Annotated in this window: 5 protein-coding genes; 2 read left to right on the plus strand and 3 right to left on the minus strand. The window is 36.3% G+C overall.

Features of this window, described 5'->3' with window-relative positions; all coding sequences use genetic code 11:
- From BUE22_RS23365 to BUE22_RS23375, 3 genes are all read right to left on the minus strand, one after another.
- Positions 1-1,471, minus strand: a 1,471-nt coding sequence (locus BUE22_RS23365) for a DUF7507 domain-containing protein (protein WP_143165860.1), incomplete at its 3' end; no start/stop codon positions are given.
- Positions 1,472-1,637: 166 nt separating this feature from the next.
- Positions 1,638-5,846 (minus strand): Ig-like domain-containing protein, encoded by a 4,209-nt coding sequence (locus BUE22_RS23370; protein WP_073398367.1) that lies wholly within the window; start codon positions 5,844-5,846, stop codon positions 1,638-1,640.
- 392 nt (positions 5,847-6,238) lie between these two features.
- Positions 6,239-6,700 carry a regulatory protein RecX gene (locus BUE22_RS23375; protein WP_042565262.1) on the minus strand — a complete coding sequence of 154 codons (462 nt, stop codon included), beginning with the start codon at positions 6,698-6,700 and terminating at the stop codon, positions 6,239-6,241.
- Positions 6,701-6,989: 289 nt separating this feature from the next.
- Between BUE22_RS23375 and BUE22_RS23535 the strand changes: the two genes are divergently transcribed.
- Positions 6,990-12,500 carry a T9SS sorting signal type C domain-containing protein gene (locus BUE22_RS23535; RefSeq protein WP_084540324.1) on the plus strand — a complete coding sequence of 1,837 codons (5,511 nt, stop codon included), beginning with the start codon at positions 6,990-6,992 and terminating at the stop codon, positions 12,498-12,500.
- A 493-nt stretch (positions 12,501-12,993) separates the two neighbouring features.
- A partial coding sequence (locus BUE22_RS23385; protein ID WP_317043549.1) for a beta strand repeat-containing protein occupies positions 12,994-17,044 on the plus strand: 4,051 nt, incomplete at its 3' end.

Here is a 17,044-nt window from a genome sequence, read left to right on the forward strand (position 1 = left end):
TGGTAATAACAACGTTTCCAGTAGATGGTGATTTACAACCAACACTATTTGTTACTCTAAAAGTATAGGTTCCGACCGCAAGACCTGTAACTGTATAACTGGTTCCCGAACCAGATGTTGTAACAGCGCCTGGATTTCTTTCTAATGTCCAGTTACCAGAAGGCATATCAGTTAATGTCACTGTTCCTTGGGCAGTACAGGTTACGGGTGTTGGAGTTCCTGTTGTAGGTGGTGTTAATAAAATAGTTGTTGTTGCAATGTTATCATTATTTGTATCTCCCGAAATATCTTCAATTATATTTAGTGAAGGATCTTTTCCTGTTACTTTTGCTGAATTAACAACCCGGCCAGCGGCCACATCAGCAGCCGTAATTGTATAAGTGCCTGTTAATGTAACTTTATCTCCTGGAGCTAATAAAGCAATTGGATTGCCTGTAATAGTTGGTACCAGTGGATCAGTAACCGTGATATCAGTAATTGGCACATCTCTAGTGTTGGTAACTTCAAAAGTATAATTGATTTTATCGCCTAATTTTCCACAAGATGACATGGAGGCTTTTTTAACAAGACTTAGTTCTGCAATTTTTAATGAATTACTATTAAAAGCAATAAAGGCACAATCTGAACTTCCTGAAAAAGTAACAACAAAGCGATCTACCGATGCTGCATTAGAAGCATTAATGCCAAACGCACTTGCTTCAATTCCCAACATTCTAATGTCTCTTGTCGCTGCAGGACTAAAAGCGACGGCACCATTATCAGCCCTAAATAAATCAAGGCTATAAGTCCCAATTGCTGTAACGGTATCAAATTTTATAGATAAAACAGTTCCTACTGTGTTTCCTGCCGCATCTATAAATTTAAAAGTATCATATTGATTCCCTGGTTCAGCTACCTGAGTTACTATTATATCCGGAATATTATCATTTAAACCGTTCGTATTTATATTATTGGTTCCAATTTTAAATTCGGCTACCCCTGCTTTTATGTTTGCAATACCTGTTCCAAGACTCAAACCATTCGTGCCATCCGTAAGTCTGGAAGCAAGTTCTGCACCTGTAGAAGTTGTTCCGGTTAATGCGGGGCGTAAAAAAGCACTACCTGCTGATTCATCTATCATTGAACCCTGCAGATAATACATATTTGTGTTTAACCCTAAAGTTTGAATTTTCAATGCTCTAAATTTTTGAGCATTAAAAGTTACTCCATTTGTAGTAAGCACATTATCATTAACTCCTGTAGAATAAGTTACGCCGTTCCATGAAAATGCCAGTAAATTATTCTCTCTGTCAGGTCTGTTTCCTGATCCTGTTACAGCATTTGATGTCCAATATCCTTTCCAGTCGGTATGGATTCTTGAGACAGGAATAATGGTACTTTGGCTTAACATATTAAAGGAAACCAGAAAAAAAAGTATTCCTATATTTTTTAAAAATAAAGAACGAATGGTTAAAAGTATTTTTGGGGACATACAATTTAAGTTTGGTTATAGTTTCTTTGGGGATAATTATAATTATTAGTTTTTTGATTTTATTTTTAAAACATGACTACCTGCATTTTGATTATTTATTGCAATTGTCATTATCCAAAAAAATCCAACAACTTTCGCTGTCGGATTTAGTACTAAATTTGAGATATTATCTAAACATTGATTTTACTGTATTTATATGTTCGTTTTCTAATATCACTTTTACAAGAATTATTTGTTGACCAATACCCAGATTGCCTATAGTTAATTGTTTATCATCAACTTGTTTTTTCTTGTATAATAATTTGCCTGAAATATCATAGATATAAACTGTATCAATATTTTCTTTTGATGAATTTATCGTTATCGTTTTATTTTGAACTCCAACTACAACAGTTTCTGCTGTACTTTCAAAATCTCCTGTTCCTAATGTTTTATTTGTATAACGTAGAACAAAACGGTCATTAAAAGTACCTATAGCTGTAGTAAATTTGTAATCGGTTTGAGATAAATTAGTAATTGTTCCTAATGTTTTATCTTCAATAAAAATACTTTTGCTTGCTAAATCACCATCTGCGTTGTCAATTGCAATTGTAAAATCTCCGGCAATTGTAGATGAATATCCTAATGGCACAACATCGCTATTGTCTAGTGGCAAAGCACGTCCCTGAATGGATAATAATGTTGATTCATTATAAATGCTGTAGAAATTCACATAGGCATTCTGATTAAAAACTGCTCCGTCAAAATCGTTATCAAAATCGTTTGTTGCTCCGTCAACATATCCAATTAAAGTTTGCTTAAAAGCACCTTCATCATTGGTTAAATTAAGCCATACACGATGTTTTTCTAAACTTGCCGTTTTAAAGAACTGAGAGTTATTTCCAACAGCACGCATACTATTGTTAAAGTATGCATTACCAGCTGTTTTTGTAACAGCAAAGAATGATTGCCCTGCTGCAATTTTTCCTAGTGGAGCATCAGTGTTGGCTCCTCCTGTTTTTGAACTTTCTGCCTTTGTTGCTATTCCTCCAAGTCTGTTATAAGCAGCATAATCATCCGAGGTATATTTGTTTTTCGTAATTTTTGTATTATGCGTCCAGAAATATATAGTTCCTTCTAAAAATGAATTGTTTGCGTTTGATAAAAATGCATCTGCATCTATTGCTGATGGATATGGATTACCAATTAATTGAGGGCTACCAGCCTTAAGTGCTTCACCAGTTATAATTCCATTATTTGGGATTCCAATAAAATTTACCGGCTGAGCATAAGTAGTTCCTGTCCAATAATCTTTACCATTTGAATAAATGCTATTTGGTTTAGGAACACGAATGATGTATCCTTTTCCTGCTTTCATTACATTATTACCATTTTCAATTGCCCATGAAGTTCCATTATATGACATATACTTGTCACCTAATGTATTAGGAGATAATACTTTTAATTTTTGTCCTATAACAGGAGATGACCAATAAGTATAATCAAAGTTTTTCATCGGAGTCGAAATACGTTCCATTTGAAACGAATCAGCAGATCCTGTATATGTGGCAGTATTATTTGTTTGTACTAATGATCCGTTGTTTTTTATAACAAGTTTAGCATTTGTATTTACAACAATGTTTTCGTTAACCGTTAATGTTAAATCAGCAGGTATTGTAAAAGTTTTACCTGCAGCTACTGTACAAGAACAAACTTCCAGATTTCCCGTTAAGGTTAAGTCATTATTTACAATTATTGAAGAACCTGTTGGAATTATATTCGTCGATCCGTCATACACAGAAGGGGCATCAATAAAATTAATGGCAACATTTGCATCTCCACCATCTTCTCTTAAACGCACTTCAACTTTTGAGCTAGCGTTTAAAGGATACGTTTGCCCATTATTAATTAATGTTGATGCAGTAGTATACCCATTTTGAGTAAAGATTTTTGTGCCATCTATATAAATTTCAGCAACATCATCACAGTTTACTAATTGTATTTGGTAGCGTCCACAAGCAAATCCCTGGCGTTTATATGTAATTGCAAATTGATCTACATCTATTGGAGCTCCTTGCCAGCCTGAGTAATAAGAAGGCGATTTTGTTTTGTTCCAGAATGTCTGCGTGTTGATACTTAAATTAGAATCTACGTAAGTACCTGCATAACTTGCTGCTACTAATGAAATGTCCGGAAGTGTAAAACCATAAACGTTCCATTTATAATCTCCAAACGGAAAAGTAGTATCGCCTTTTATAGCACCGTACGAAAATGAAACTCTCGCAGCTTGTGCATTCTCATAATATTCTAGTGCAAAATTATGCGTTCCGGCTGTTAAAGTATATTGTGCAGCGTATCTGATATAACTATGATCGCCCCATGAATTTGTAGGGCTCATCGTAACCAAATTTCCATCAATATACAGTCGAACACCGTCATCTCCTCCAATATTAAAACTGTAAGTTTCAGTTGTTGCTACGTTAGTTTGCATTAAATAACGAACAAAGAATTTATCGCTTGGTGCAGTACCGCAAAAGTTGTTTGCTTCTACAGTTGCATCTCCGGTAATTGTACTTTCACCAACATTTCTGTCAAAAATTGATTTTTCGGCTATAGATCCTACATATGTTGTCGCGGCAGGTGCATTACCTGTATAAGTATAAACAAACCCTTTCCAGTAGTTAATTCCTGGAGTTGGCGTAGCAGTACATAATGGCGCTGTTCCATTTACATAAACAGTTGCAGAAGAATAATTTGAATTTGCATTACGTAATGTGTATGTAAATGTAGCTGTTCCCGTAAAATTACTTGCCGGCGTAAAAGTGATGTTAGTTGTACCGTTTACAGTTACAGTTCCGTTTGAAGGTTGTGTAACAGTAATTGCTTGTAAAGCAGAACCACCAACAACATCATTTGCTAAAATTGGAATTACAACAGCTGCGTTAATTGGAGTTGATATAAAATCATCGTTTGCAGTTAGGGTGTTAACGTCTTTTACTGTACCGGTTATATATGGACCTTCACTATTACCATTTCCATTTTTTATTTCGAAAGTATTATACGTGCTATAAACATAAAACCTTACATAAACAGTTTCTGTAGTAAGTACCGGATTTGTATCTGAAGAAAAAGTACCGCTTAAATTTGTCCAATCCGTAGCACTATTTGTTTCAGGAATCAAGGCTTTAACTCCTGTTGCAAAATTGACATCTTTCGAATATCTAACCTGGAATTTCTGACCGTCTGCTCCTCTGTAAATAAAGCTAAATTGCTTTAAAGTTAATTGATGATTGGAGTCAGGATTTATTTTAAATTGAATGTATTTGTTCGCATCGTAACTACCTCCATTTTCCGATGGGTTTGGCCAGCTTCCGGTTTGAAAAAAAGCTGTAGTTGTATTTTGATATTGATAATTTAATGATGCGCCGGTAGCTGTTATTGGTGAGTTTGAATCAACATAGGCATTTGTAACCGGATTAAAACTATTTGAAGCTCCGTTCCAAAGAGACAATGTATTATTTGTATTATCAGCAATTGTTATTTTTACAGTAGCTGTTGAAGTTTCGCTTGCATTTGATATTGTATAATTAAAAGTCGTAGAACCCGTAAAACCTACTGTAGGATTAAAAGTTATTGTTTTATCCGGGTTAATAATTGCAGTTCCTGTTGATGCTGATGGCGGAGTAGAAATTACAAGTGAAGTAACATTTTCTTTCTTTACGTCGTTATTTAACGGATTGATATTGACTGCTAATTCTTTTTTTGTGTCTACATAATCATTTATAGCCAAAATTTTAGCAGAGTCAAAGTTTGTTATCGTTCCTCTTAAAAGAGGTATGATATTGGTATTTTTTGTGCCAGTTTTTATTTCAAAGGTATTGTAAGTGCTATAAGAATAAATTCTGATGTAAACAGTTTCGGTACTTAGTACAGGATTTATTTCTGTAGAAAAACTTGGGCTATAAGTCGTCCAGGAACTTGGAGATGCTGTTTCGGCAACTAAATCCTTAACTCCAGTTGCAAAAGTAGCGTCTTTAGAGTACTTAATTCTAAATTTTCCAGATCCAGATCGGCATTCAAAAGTAAAAGTGCTTAAGTCGGCTTTATAATTTGTATTTGGTTTTATTGCAAATTGTACATATTTGGCAGGATCATACTCGCCACCTTTATCTGCCGGAGTTGGCCAGTTTCCTGTTTGAAAAAACACACTATCATCATTTTCATAAATATAAGATAAACTTGCACCGTTTGATGTTACATTTTGGCCAGTTACTGTACTTGCAATATTTGTAGATATAAATTGATTACTATTTGATGCTGCATCCCATTTTACTAAGTCAACCTGACTAAATCCAAAAAAAGGTAAAAATAAAAATAAAAGTAAAGTTTTCTTCATGTTAAATGTTTTCTATCAGGTTGTTATGCTGGCATAATAAATTGACCGAGCAAAGATAGATACATCTACGTGTTTGTTTGAAAAAGGGTTTTGAGAAGCACTATTTAATCGATGAAACGTTAAAAAAGTCGTTGAAATACATCGAAAAAAACAACAATTCGTGTTATTTCCTATAAAACAGTGAAGTTAAAAATAAGAAAAATCGCTAATATAAACGGAAATGAGTGTAATTTTTTGGAGTAATTATCAAAAAAACGTCAGATATGGTGAATTATCCTCAAAATAATGATTTTCTGACATTCCTTAAATTCATTCAAATTATAGGTTTTTTACGATTGTTATTTGAAATACAAAAGAGATTTTCCTCACAAGCTTTTTAAAGTGAAAAATCACTACAAATTTTGTTCAAAATCTTTCAGTTTATCATAAACCAAATTACTTTCATAACCTCTTCTTAATAAATAATCACAAAATTTCTTTCGCTTTTTCAGAGTATTTTTTTCACTTATACTATGCCAACATCTTTCAGAAAGTTCATCAAATGTGTTTTGGTATTCTTCAGCAGAAATTTCCTTTAAAGCCAAAGTTATATTAGCATTAGAAATTTGCCTGAATTTCAACTCATTTGTAATTCTGATTTTACCCCAATGTTTAATACGATGCTTTCCTCGGGCAAAACTGCATGCAAAACGGGTTTCATTTAAAAAATTTTCCTGAATTAAGTGAACAATAATTTGATCCATCTCTTCGGTAGTCATTTTCAAATCATATAGTTTGGAAGTTACTTCAGCATGACAACGCTCCTGATAGGCACAAAAGTGTTCTAATTTTTGTATTGCTTCTTTGATTGTCATAGGGTTACAGCAAAATTGATAGTGTGAAAATATTAAATATTTTTAGTTAAAAGTAAGAATTTACAACTAAACACTTAATTTTTTAAGAAAACAAAGATAGAAAATTTCTAAATATGTAATTCTTGTAAGTAAATATTACTTTTATTGACATAAATATCTTTAATTCAGTAACTTAGGTACTGTTCGTTTTTAAGAAAAAAGTATATATAATCATTTACTGAAATCAATGTCCTTTTTTCTTAAAGATAGTACAGGTAAATAATTTGTTAAACTCTTAAACACCACTATTATGAAGCTAAAACTATCTTTATTATTTTCTATTATCTATGCTTCTTTATGGGCTCAGCCTCCACACACATTCACAGCCAATGGCTCATTAGTAGTCCCTGCGGGAGTTACAAGTATGGCAGTTCAGGCTTGGGGAGGTGGCGGAGCCGGAGGTGGAGCTGCTGGCGCTGGAGTACTTTTGGGAAGGGGTGCTGCAGGTGGCGGAGGTGGAGCTTATGCAGCGGCTAATATTACAGTTGTTGCAGGTAACACTTTATCGGTCTCAGTTGCAGGAACTACTGCAGGAGCACTTGGTAATGGAAACACTGGAGGAAGTTCTACTATTTTAGGTTTTGAAAGCTCTATTTTTGCAGCAGGAGGTACAGGAGGTGGTGCAAATACTACCGGTAATACTCCTACAGGAGGTCCAGGAGGCACGACAAGCGCCTCGGTTGGAACAACAAAAAATCCTGGTACAAATGGAGGAAATGGAAGTTCTGCTCTTCTATCGCTAGGACTTACCTCTGGTGCAGGTGGAACAGGAGCTACACCAGGAGGAGGAGCTGGAGGAGCTGCGATCTCAAGTTTAATTTTAGGTAATGGTACCGGAAATGCGGGAACCCCACCTGGTGGTGGAGGTTCAGGGGCCATTAATTCTGCTTTAGGTGCTGCCCAGATTGGAGGTACAGGAGCACGTGGTCAGGTAATTGTTACCTATACCTGTCCTACTTATCAAATTAACGCAACTTCAGCAGCAAATGTTTGTGTCACATCAGGAACTTCTGAAGTAACAATCACATCTTCCGCTACCTTTTTACCGATAGGGGTTTATACTGTAACTTACAATCGTAGCAGTCCAGCCGGAACTGCCTTAACAGCGCCAATGACAATCACTACAGCAGGTACAGGAACCTTTACTGCTGGTGGTTTTACAACTCTTGGAACAAGCGACATAACTATTACATCATTAAGATCTGGTGTTTGTGTTTCTAATACAAATACAAATAATACTGCAACTGTTACTGTATCTCCTGCATCTGTAGGAGGATCAGTTAATGGTGGTACAACAATTTGTAGTGGTTTCCCAAGTGCTCAATTAACTTTAAGTGGACATACAGGAACTGTTGTGAAATGGCAATCTTCTGTAAGTCCATTTTCAACATGGGCAGATATTGCAAATACATTAACAACTTATACTTCAGGATCACTTACTCAAACAACTCAGTTTAGAGCAATTGTGCAAAGTGGAACATGTGCATCTATAGAGTCAAATTTTACAACCGTAATAGTAAACCCTTTGCCTACAATTACTTTGGGTACTATCTCACCCGTTTGTGCAACTGGACTTGCTCAAAATACAACTTTAGCATATACCGGTACGACACAATCACCAACAACTTACAGCATTGTCTGGAACGCATCTCCTGCCAATACTTTTGCAGCAGTTACTGATGCTACTTTAAGTGCAAGTCCGATTAGTATTGCCGTACCTGCTGGAACGGCTGCCGGAACTTATACCGGAACTATAACTGTCAAAAATGCGAATTCTTGTACTTCAAGTCCGGGAGTAGCTTTTAGTGTTGTTGTCAATCCTTTGCCAACCATAACTCTTGGTACAGTTGCACCAGTTTGTGCAACAGGATTTGCCCAAAATACAACTTTAGCATATACAGGAACGACACAAACTCCAACAACTTACAGCATTGTCTGGAACGCATCTCCTGCTAATACTTTTGCAGCAGTTACTGATGCTACTTTAAATGCGAGTCCAATTTTAATAGCAGTACCAACAGGAACGGCTGCAGGAACTTATACGGGAACAATAACTGTCAAAAATGCGAATTCTTGTACTTCGAGTCCGGGAGTAGCGTTTAGTGTAGTTGTCAATCCTTTGCCTACTATAACTCTTGGTACAGCAGCTCCGGTGTGTGCAACGGGACTCGCTCAAAATACAACTTTAGCATATACGGCAACTACAAATTCACCCACAACATACAGCATTACCTGGAATGCATCTCCTGCGAATAGTTTTGTAGCGGTTACAAACGCAACTTTAAATGCTAGCCCAATTTCAATAGCAGTTCCTGCAGCAACTGCACCCGGAACTTATACTGGAACCTTGACTGTAGCAAATGCTAATTCTTGTGTTTCCAGTTCTGGTGTAGCTTTTAGTGTTGTTGTCAATCCTTTGCCAACCATTACCTTGGGTACAGTTGAGCCTGTATGTTCAAGTACAAGTTCTCAAAATACAACTTTAGCTTATACAGCAACAACAAATTCTCCAACAACCTATAGCATTGTTTGGAATGCTTCTCCTACGAATAGTTTTGTAGCGGTTACAAATGCAACTTTAAATGCTAGCCCAATTTCAATAGCTGTTCCTGCAGGTACCGCACCCGGAACTTATAGTGGGACTTTGACCGTAGCAAATGGTAATTCATGTGTTTCCAGTTCTGGTGTGGCTTTTAGTGTTGTTGTTAATCCTTTGTCAACGATAACTCTTGGTACAGTTGCACCAGTTTGTGCAACAGGTCTTGCCCAAAACACAACTTTGGCTTATACTGCGACTACGAATTCTCCCACAACTTATAGCATTGTCTGGAACGCATCTCCTGCCAATACTTTTGCAGCAGTTACAAACGCAACTTTAAATGCGAGTCCGATTTCAATAGCTGTTCCTGCCGGAACTGCCGCTGGAACCTATACAGGAACCTTGACTGTAGCAAATGCTAATTCTTGTGTTTCCAGTTCTGGTGTTGCTTTTAGTGTTGTTGTTAATCCTTTACCAACCATAACTCTTGGTACAGTAGCACCGGTTTGCGCAACTGGACTTGCCCAAAACACAAGTTTAACTTATACGGGAACGACACAAACACCAACAACTTATAGTATTGTTTGGAATGCTTCACCTGCCAATACTTTTGCAACTGTTACTAATGCAACTTTAAATGCAAGTCCAATTAGTATTGCTGTACCTGCGGGAACGGCTGCTGGAACTTATACCGGAACAATAACTGTCAGCAATGCAAATTCTTGCACTTCTAGCGCGGGTGTTGCTTTTAATGTAGTTGTCAATCCGTTGCCAACAATAACTCTTGGTACGGTCGCAGCTGTTTGTGCAACAGGTCTTGCTCAAAATACAACATTAGCTTATACAGCAACGACAAATTCCCCAACAACCTATAGCATTGTCTGGGATGCTTCACCTGCCAATACTTTTGCAGCGGTTACTAATGCATCATTAACCGCAAGTCCAATTTCAATAGCCGTTCCTGCTGGTACTGCACCCGGAACTTATACTGGAACCTTGACTGTAGCAAATGCTAATTCTTGTGTTTCAAGTTCTGGTGTAGCTTTTAGTGTTGTTGTTAATCCTTTACCAACCATTACCTTGGGAACAGTTGCGCCTGTATGTTCAAGTGCAAGCTCTCAAAATACAACTTTAGCTTATACAGCAACAACAAATTCTCCAACAACATATACAATTGTATGGGATTCTTCTCCTACGAATAGTTTTGTGGCGGTTACCGATGCAGCATTAACAACTAGTCCAATTTCGATAGATGTTCCTGCCGGAACTGCACCCGGAACTTATACTGGAACCTTGACTGTAGCAAATGGTAATTCATGCGTTTCTAGTCCGGGAGTGGCTTTTAGTGTATTGATAAATGAATCACCTTCAGCTCCAATTATTGGAGCTATAACACCTGCATCATGTACGGTTGCCACAGGTAGTATCGCTTTAAGCGGATTGCCTGTCGGAGGAACACTAACGTTATATCCTGGTGAAATAATAGAGCCTTATTCAGGAACAACTGTTACTATTTCCGGACTTTCATCCAATACTTACGCTTTTACAGTAAGTAATGGGATTTGTACTTCGGTAATTTCTGCAAATGCGGTCGTGCCCAGTCTAGTTACAAATACCTACACCACTTCATGGTCTAATGGAACACCTACAGCGGATCAGGACATTATTTTTGCGGGAGACTTTATCTCAGCTGGCGGTGGTGTTGGAGATATTACAGCTTGTAGCTGTACTGTAAACACAGGAGTAAGTGTTACAATTCAAGCTTTAGATACTCTTACGTTAACGAATTCATTATCAAATAATGGAGGAAGTGTAACTTTTGAAAATAATGCCAGTTTATTACAAATAAATAATGCTATCAATACAGGTAATATTACTTATCAACGAACTACTACTCCAATTCTTAGGGGAGATTTTGTTTATTGGTCAACACCTGTAAATCCGCAAAGGCTTATTGATGTTTCTCCTTTAACTTTGGGTGATAAATATTTTTCTTATAATGGAGATCGTTGGGCAATCATCAATCGAAACAGTTATATGTTAATTGGAAAAGGGTACAGTATTCGTGCTCCTCAGAATTATTCACTTACTAATAAAGTTACTTTTACGGCTTCTTTTATCGGTCAGCCAAATAATGGTGATTTATTTGGAGAAACTGTATCAGCGGGTAAATTTTATTTAATTGGAAATCCGTATCCATCTGCTTTAGATGCAAATCTTTTTTTAAGCGCAAATCTTTTTTTAGACGGAACTCTATACTTCTGGACACATAATACTCCTGTGGTTTTAGTAGGTGCTTACCGATATAATTCGGATGATTATGCCAGTTATAATTTTACTGGTGGTGTTGGTATAGGAACACCAGCACCAACGGGAACACCACAAAATAACGACAGTACTCCAACCGGTAAAATCGGGGCGGGTCAATCTTTCTTTGCAACCGCTAATAATGCAGGAACAGTTGCATTTACCAATAATATGCGATTGGGAGGAATTGACAATTCTCAGTTTTTTAAACCTGAAAATAATTCAAATTCAGCATTACCTGAAAGACATCGATTATGGTTAAATATGACTAATAGCGAAGGAGCCTTTAAGCAAATGCTGATTGGTTACATTGAAGGAGCAACTAATGATTTTGAAAGCAAATACGATGGCGTAACATTTGATGGTAATCCGTATTTGGATTTTTATAGTATCGCAAATGATAATAAATATGTAATTCAGGGCCGATCCTTGCCGTTTACAGATAAAGATATTGTTCCATTAGGATACAGAAGCACTATTGCCGGCGATTTTACAATTTCGATAGATCATGTTGATGGCGATTTACGCAATCATGCTATTTATATTGAAGATAAAGTCACAAATACAGTTCATAATTTAAAGAGCAGCAATTATACATTTTCAACTGCAACGGGAACTTATACAGATCGTTTTGTATTGACTTATGTAAACAAAACATTAGGTTTGGGAGAATTTGAGGCGAACGATAAAAATGTTTTGGTTGCTGTGCATAATAAGGTAATTACTATTACATCTGGTACTGAAAAAGTAGACACAGTTTATATTTATGATCTTACTGGTAAAATGATTTATAAAACAGCAAATTTATCAGATACAGTGGTGAAAATTGACAATTTGAAAGTCAAAAATCAGGTTTTATTAGTGAAAGTAATTTTAGATACGAACGAAACAAAAACATATAAAATAGTTTACTAAAAAGCAATAATACAGCGAAAAGTCCACTTGTTATAGACGAGTGGACTTTTTTTTTGCGAAAAAATCAAAAAAATGAAGGTATAAAAAGTAGGGTTTTTAAAGCAATCGTTTTTTTGTTAACACAAAAAAATGCATTTGGTCGGTAATTGATGCTATTTGTCGGAAAAGTTAATTTTTAAAATAAAATACTTGTAATAAACTGTTTTTTACACTTTATTTGGACTAGAATAATCTTAAAAGGAATACTTTATTTTAAAAAGTTCTGATATTTAAAGAGTTAGCTTTTTTTGAAAGTTGAATGTGTTTTTAATGTATTTATTTCAAAATTTTGTTTGTAAATAAATGCTTTCAAAATGTTAAAATTTATTTTAACATTAACATTTGAAAACCATTCTAATCATAAAATCGTAAGTGATTAAATATCAATGTTTTTTATTTTTTAAAGAATACTGATAAGTTTTTTTCAAAATGTAATCACAAATACCACTACTATATGATTAGAAAACTACTTTTACTCATTATTTTTATTATTTTCCCTGTCCTGACTTTTGGACAATCGATTTGGACAAATCCAATTACCGGGACAAATCCAGGACTAACTAGCCCATATACAAGTGGGGAAACTAAAAATGCAAATATTTCAGTATCAGGAATAAGTCGAACTGGAGTTTCTGGTGCAAATGGAAACAATAGCTATACTACAGGTAATTGGAATAATGGCTTTACTTCCACTAAGTATATCGAATTTATTCTAACACCAAATAATGGATATAAAATAGATTTTATAAGTCTTCAATATACTGGTCAAACAGGTGGTGGTGGATCGGGAACTGCACCCTCAAGTTTTGCTGTTAGATCCAGTGTAGATAATTTTACTGCAGATATTGGCTCGGCGGTTGTAGGAACAAATACTATTTCATTATTAGGAGCTTCATATCAAAACATAGGTACAGCTATAACTTTTAGAATATATGCATGGGGGGGTACAAATGCCACTAAGACATATGCTATCAATGATTTTACATTTAATGGTACAGTTTGCTCCTCTCCAATTACTACAGGAGCATCTATCTGTCAGGGAGGTACAGGTTCTTTAACTTCAACAACAAATGGAGTTACTGCAAACACATTTACAGGTTCTTGGAATGCTGCAACAGATGCTACAGCATCTATACCTACAACCTCAATGAACAATAACACAAACTGTGGTTTTGTAGCAGGGATTGTTAGAAATTACACGGCAACAAGTTTTACTGTTAGTACAACAGGAGTTTACACTTTTAAAATGACAGATACCAATGCTTATGATGGTATGGCATATATTTATTCAGGAAACTTTACACCAGGGACATGTCCTGGCGGAGGTAACTGGATAATTGGCGATGATGATAATTCAGGACTAAATGCCGAACCAAGAATGACTCCTACTTTAATTGCAGGAGTAGTGTATACTTTGATCTCTACTACTTATAATAACTCGTCGGGTACTTATAGTGGTGACTATACTTGGACTGTCACGCCGCCAGCAGGAGGTCAAGTTACAACATCGCCAGTTAGTTGGTATACAGCTGCAACAGGGGGCACGCCTATTGGCGGAGGTTCTCCTTTCAATCCGGTTGGAGTTGCTGGTTCTGGTTTAGCTAATACTAATACAGTTGGCACAACTACATATTATGCTGCGTCAGGAGGATCTTGCGCAAGAACTCCTACAACTTTTGTAATTAATGGAGACACTCCAACTACATCATTAGGCACATATACTTTTTGTATCGATAATAGCATGACACAAACTACAGCAAATGCAACTGCAGGTCAATATGCTTTAGTTAATGTTGTTAAGGGATATAACTACACATTTGCAGTTGGAAATGTTTTCGCTAGTAATAACGAAAAACTTAATATTTTAGATGCTGCTACAGATTTAGAAGTTAGCCCTACTGCTAATAATACTACTGCTTCAGGAGCTACAATTTCTAATTGGGTAGCACCATTTTCCGGCCAGATAAAAGTTGTTTTATCAACAGGGAGTTGTTCAAATATTGGAATTGCGGGTACCGGTGGAATTGCTTTGACGTTAAATTCAATTGGTGATACACAAGAAACTCAAAATGAATTTGGCACTAATACCTGGGTAGGACATATTTACAATGCTGGAGGGGCTTCTCCAGAACCGTTTGTCACAGCTAATTATGCTGGAACTTACAACATAGCTACTGAAACTATTAATGAAGGTTTTGGAGGTGATGGAAATTGTTTCCCTGTTTACTCAAATGGAGTTCAGAGAGCAAGCATTTTTACTGAAGGATTTGCAGTAAGATATAAAATGAAAACTACTAAGTCAGGTTGTTATTTAATTACAATGACGGGCGATGATGGTATACGTTTGTTTTTAAATGGGACAAAAGTCTTTGATAGATGGGTTGAACAAGGTTCTACTACTTATAACAATGTTTTAGTGAATCTGGATGGAGATGACGATCTTGTATTTGATTATTATGAAAATGCAGGAGGAAATGTCGTAGGCTTTTCTATGGCAGCATTCAATGCAGGTGCAAATACTATTACCGCTCCGGCAACTGTTACTTTTTGCAGCAATGGTGATCCGGCTGTTATAGAGGGATCATTACAATATAACTCAAACGATGCAAATTTTCAAAATCCGCAACTTAATTTCCAATGGCAGATTTCTACAGATGGAAGTAGTTACACAGATATATCTGGTGCTAATGGCAGAACTTATGATCCACCAGCGATTATAAATAATACTGCTGCAAATATTGTAAGAAGGTTTAAAAGATTAGTTACTTTAAATACTGCCAATGTTCCTAACATTAACAATGTAAGAACAAGTTGCTTATATAATGAAAGTAATATTGTAACAATTACAACTACACCAACAGCAGTTATTTCTGCTACTACTGCATCGACATGTACTGGTGTTGCCTTTACAGTAACTCCAACTGGAACAATTCCTGCAGGAACAACCTACAGTTGGGGAATTCCAACAGTAACGGGAGGAATTACTGGCGGTACAGCAAGTACAGGATCACCAACTAGTATTACAGGAACACTTTTAAATCCTTCTGCTACTGCTCAGACCGCTACATATACAGTGACCCCAACCTCTGCGGGTTGTGCGGGTGCTACTTTTACAGTAACTGTTACGGTTAATCCTTTACCAACACCAACATTTACTGCCCAGCCTGCAGCATCAACTTGTATTGGTACTTCTGTTACTTATACTACACAAGGTGCAATGTCCAATTATGTTTGGGGATTCCCGGGAACCGCAGGAACAGATTATACAATTGTTTCTGGTGGAACTAGTGCTGATAATACGGTTACTTTAAGATATCTAACAGCTGGAAGTAAAACAGTTACGATTAATTATACAACTGTTCCTAATAGTTGTACAGCAACTTCAGCGACATCTTCATCTGCAACTACTGTAAATGCGTTACCAACGCCAACATTTACTGCCCAGCCTGCAGCATCAACCTGTATTGGTACTTCTGTTACTTATACTACACAAGGGGCAATGTCCAATTATGTTTGGGGATTACCGGGAGTAGCAGGAACAGATTATGCAATTATTTCAGGAGGAACTAGCAATGATAGTTCAGTAACGTTGAGATATTTAACAACAGGAAGCAAAACAGTAACTATTAATTATACAACTGTTCCTAATAGTTGTACAGCGACTTCAGCGACATCTTCATCTGCAACTACTGTAAATGCGTTACCAACACCAACATTTACTGCCCAGCCTGCAGCATCAACCTGTATTGGTACTTCTGTTACTTACACTACACAAGGTGCAATGTCCAATTATGTTTGGGGATTCGCGGGAACCGCAGGAACTAATTATACAATTGTTTCTGGTGGAACTAGTGCTGATAATACGGTTACTTTAAGATATCTAACAACTGGAAGTAAAACAGTAACTATTAATTATACAACTGTTCCTAATAGTTGTACAGCAACTTCGGCGACATCTTCATCTGCAACTACTGTAAATGCGTTACCAACGCCAACATTTACTGCCCAACCTGCAGCATCAACTTGTATTGGTACTTCTGTTACTTACACTACTCAAGCGGCAATGTCTACCTATGTGTGGGGATTTCCGGGAACTGCAGGAACAGATTATACAATTGTTTCTGGTGGAACTAGCGCTGATAATACAGTAACTTTAAGATATCTAACATCTGGAAGTAAAACAGTAACGATTAATTATACAACTGTTCCAAATAGTTGCACAGCAACTTCAGCAACATCTTCATCTGCAATTACAGTAAATGCGTTACCAACAACACCAAGTATAGCAGTACAAACAGAGGTTAACTGTACTACTTCGGGAAGTGTAACATTAAATAATTTACCTGCAGGTAACTGGACAATAAATCAAACTGGTTTCGTTTCAAATACAATTAATAACACAGGAACTAGCTATACAGTTACAGGTCTTGCAGCCGGAACATACAGATTTACAGTAAGTAATGGGACTTGTACTTCATCAGTTTCTTCAGATGTTACAATCCTCG

The organism is Flavobacterium pectinovorum (genome assembly GCF_900142715.1).
GTDB classification, from domain to species: domain Bacteria; phylum Bacteroidota; class Bacteroidia; order Flavobacteriales; family Flavobacteriaceae; genus Flavobacterium; species Flavobacterium pectinovorum.